Origin of the sequence: Rubripirellula tenax, from assembly GCF_007860125.1 — a bacterium.
GTDB lineage: Bacteria > Planctomycetota > Planctomycetia > Pirellulales > Pirellulaceae > Rubripirellula > Rubripirellula tenax.
In genome coordinates this window covers 1-3,441 of sequence record NZ_SJPW01000028.1, presented here as the reverse complement: position 1 = coordinate 3,441, position 3,441 = coordinate 1, and the positions used below count along the sequence as shown (strand labels likewise).

The following is a 3,441-nucleotide window of genomic DNA, read 5'->3' as shown; positions in this document are numbered from 1 at the left end:
CATCACGTAGCTTCTTGATGATCTGTTCGGGTGAATGTCGTCGTCGTTTCTTGCTCATGGAAAATCCTTCGCCGGAATTGGCTCTAGACTTTCATAACCCCTGGATCAGGTTTTGGGGAGCATTCCACCTGCAATCGCATCTTTGGATCTACGATGATGTGGGCATGAGTCCCCAGGATTGTCATCATCACCTCATGATCGAAGCATTGTTGCATCTTGATCCGACCATGAAAATCAGCGAGATCGGATTCGATCGCACCGATGCCATCATCATCGGAACTCCCGAGGCGATCGACGCTTGGCACCATCTGATGGTCGGCATGAATCGGTTGTTCATCGCCGCAGGTTTGGCCCCGCGAACGATGGCCGCCGTCGCCGGAAAGGTCATCGAAGAAGCCTGGCCGCGCCGCAAATCACCTCGCTAGTCTTCGACTTGTTGCACGGTTTCGCCGCTGCAACGACGAATCGACGGAGTTGTCGTGACAAGAATTCGCGGGGAGCAATGGCTACAGTGTGCAACGGTTACAGTGTTGTGGATGACCGGCCGATCACGAATCCATCACAAGGTATATCGATGCAGACAACCAACGTAGCGTCCCAACCGTTGGACAAATCTTGGAATCCGACAATTACGGCGGCGCTGATTACGGTTCTATGGACAACATCGGCACACTGCGACGCGCCTGCGCAATCGGTTCGACTGTGGTCCGGCCACGCCCCCGGCGAGACTAGCGCCGAACTGGGAACGCAACTCGACAAAGGGGACTCCATCACCCGAATCAAAAACACTACCGCGCCGACTTTGGATGTCTTTCTCGCCGAACATCCCAATGGAACCGCAGTGGTCGTGTTGCCCGGTGGCGGATTCGGATATGTGGTCACTGATCTTGAAGGCAGCGAAGCGGCGGCTTTCCTGAACGCAATGGGAGTCTCCGTTTTTGTGCTGCGCTATCGAACCGGCGACAATCAACGCGACAACGTTTGGCAAAAACCGGTGCAAGACGCCCAACGCGCCATTCGCACGATTCGCGCAAACGCGTCGAAGTGGTCGATCGATCAAGACAGGGTAGGCGTGCTTGGCTTTTCGGCAGGAGGTCAGGCGTCCGCTTTTTTGTTGACGGCCAAGGAAGCCATGTACGAATCGACGGATCCGATCGACGAAAATTTGTGGTGTCCCAATTTTGGGACTCTCGTATATCCGTGGCGATTGCTGAATGAATCCGGAAGGCTGAAACATGGCATCGAAGTCACAGAATCGACGCCAAAGACCATCATCATTCACACGCACGATGACCCAGCCGCCGACTCACTTGGAAGTGTTGCGTTTGATACCAAGCTAAAAAAGCACAACGTCGATGCCGAACTTCACATCTACCGAACCGGCGGCCACGGATATGGCCTGCGTCGGCGCGAAGATAGCGTGATCGATCAGTGGCCAGCGATTGTCAGCGATTGGTTGCGACTTCAAGGACTTGCTTCGGCGTCCAAGTGATCGTTCTCAATCACCACTGCGATATTGAATGCGGGCTTTGATCGCGAAACCGAACAGAACCGCCGCGCCGACCAACATCACCCCTGACAATACGTCCGCTGCAATCGGTCGGGGAGAAATGAACGACATCGCACTGGTGCTGAGTCCTTGAAAACCAAGAAGCGAACCGATACCGAAAAAAATCCATGAAGCTGCATAGCGATTATTTCGCGGCGGTGTCACCTGGCGTTGCGATTCGTGCCCCGGCGGTGGCTGGTAAGGATTGGGATCGTCCATTGGCTCTCGGAAGCTCGCGTCTTCATCGAATTCAGATCTCAGCATCTTGCGGTGCTCGTAGCGAACCTAAAAAGTCGATCAGCATTGCTTGCTGTTGCGCGTTCATCGCCTGGAATCGTTTTTTCGACGTGCTGGCATCCCCGTCATGTCGAAGCACCGCCTCGACAAGCGTCGCCGATTTTCCATCGTGAAAATAGGGCGCCGAATCGGCAACACCCCAAAGCGGCGGCGTTTTCCATTGTGACAGCGCAGGAACATCGTTGGGCCGAGGAACCACTTTCCCCGTCGTCTGCGCTGGCGTTAGCGAATCACCACCGAAGTAATACCCGCCGCCACCTCGGGGCAATTTCAATTCCAGCGAATAGAGTTGGAAGTCGCTGTAGATACCTTTCGCGGGACCGACATCCTTGCAGTGACACTCGTTGCAGGCCGCTTCGTTGAAGAATCGCTCACCTTGAACAACCTTTTCACGCTCTCGCGGATCGGTCGGAATGATTTGTTTCGGCGCAGGCAAACTGCGAATGAAAGAAACCAGTTCGTGCAATTGATCGTCCGTCATATCCAGCGCCGCGTCACTGTCTTCGCAGTGATGTCTGGGCAAGGGTTGCGAATTCACTGGGTTGGTGAGCCCCAGTTCCATCGCACAGGCCGATGCCACGAAATCGCGTAACGAGACAAACTGTCCCTTCCACCCAAATTTGCCGCTGCGCCCAAACGAGTGACTGCGGACCTTTCCGCCTTTGTTATGAGAAAACTTGCCGTTGAAATTGTCAGACAACGTCGATCCGAATCGACCGGCGCTGGCCAGCGCGATCTCATATTCCGTAACCTGGTCCATCAAGCCGACGCCAAACAGAGCAGGTGAATTGATTTCTTCAAAATGAAGAACCGGAATATCAATCAATTCCGCCGTTCCGTTTCGACCATCTACCCTGGCCCCGCCACGAATCGGCGGAAAACAAATTCCTGTCGTCTCTTCCGTCTCTTGATACTCCGGCCGCGTTGCTGACTTATGCACGACATGGCTAACAACGTGGGCGCGACTCGAATCCGGATCCGCCTCAAACGCCAACACATTACTCTCGAGTCCACCGGCGCCACCAACTCCACCCTGCGAATGGCATGCGACGCAAGACGCGGCATTGAAAACGGGACCGAGTCCATCGCCACCGTCGCACATCGGATCATCGGCTACCCATTCATGAAGAAACAATTCCCGTCCCGCTGCAATATCCTCGGGAGTCACTTTCCTTTCCGCGAAGCAGATCCAATACGCCCATCCGATCAAGGCAATGGAAAGAGACCCGACGCTGACGATCCGCCGCCGACTCGAAATGAGCGATTTCATGGAACAGCCCTTAAGAAATGATGACAAGACCTCCCAAGATAAGGGACAAGGATGGGCATTGTCAAAATTAGGTCACACCTCGTGGCCCCGCGACTCCGTTTGCAGGGTGTGCCCCGTTTTCCAAATGAACTGCTTTGCAGTTCCCATCCCACGACGGCGTCGCGGGTCCACATCGGGTAACCGGTTTTCGCTCTGCGATTCTGTGCGCGCACGAAAAAACCCGCTCTGGCAGGCGACGCGCCAGAGCGGGTTCTTCGTTGATGTTTGGTGATGAAGTCTCGACCGAAGTCGATGTTTTCTGTTGAGTTGTTTGGAGAGTCATTTT

The 3,441-nt window shown here is 54.6% G+C and carries 4 protein-coding genes; 2 read left to right on the top strand and 2 right to left on the bottom strand.

What is annotated here, in order from left to right; translation table 11 throughout:
* Positions 1-425, top strand: a 425-nt coding sequence (locus Poly51_RS30100) for a hypothetical protein (protein ID WP_222435963.1), incomplete at its 5' end; no start/stop codon positions are given.
* 149 nt (positions 426-574) lie between these two features.
* Entirely contained in the window at positions 575-1,492 is a 918-nt protein-coding gene (locus tag Poly51_RS30095) for an alpha/beta hydrolase (protein WP_186775926.1), read from the top strand.
* Between the two features lie 6 nt (positions 1,493-1,498).
* Here the strand turns inward: Poly51_RS30095 and Poly51_RS30090 are convergent, their stop codons facing one another.
* Both Poly51_RS30090 and Poly51_RS30085 read right to left on the bottom strand, forming a co-directional pair.
* Positions 1,499-1,813, bottom strand: a complete 315-nt coding sequence (locus tag Poly51_RS30090; RefSeq protein WP_146462653.1) for a hypothetical protein — start codon at positions 1,811-1,813, stop codon at positions 1,499-1,501.
* Positions 1,800-3,116, bottom strand: coding sequence for a di-heme oxidoredictase family protein (locus Poly51_RS30085; protein WP_146462652.1), 1,317 nt, complete (start codon positions 3,114-3,116; stop codon positions 1,800-1,802). Before Poly51_RS30085 ends, Poly51_RS30090 begins: the two co-directional genes overlap by 14 nt.
* Positions 3,117-3,441 lie beyond the last annotated feature (325 nt).

Bases quoted from the DNA above. Each gene is read 5' to 3' on its own strand.
- Poly51_RS30085 (WP_146462652.1), bottom strand. From the start codon at position 3,116: ATGAAATCGCTCATTTCGAGTCGGCGGCGGATCGTCAGCGTCGGGTCT.
- Poly51_RS30095 (WP_186775926.1), top strand. From the start codon at position 575: ATGCAGACAACCAACGTAGCGTCCCAACCGTTGGACAAATCTTGGAAT.
- Poly51_RS30090 (WP_146462653.1), bottom strand. From the start codon at position 1,813: ATGCTGAGATCTGAATTCGATGAAGACGCGAGCTTCCGAGAGCCAATG.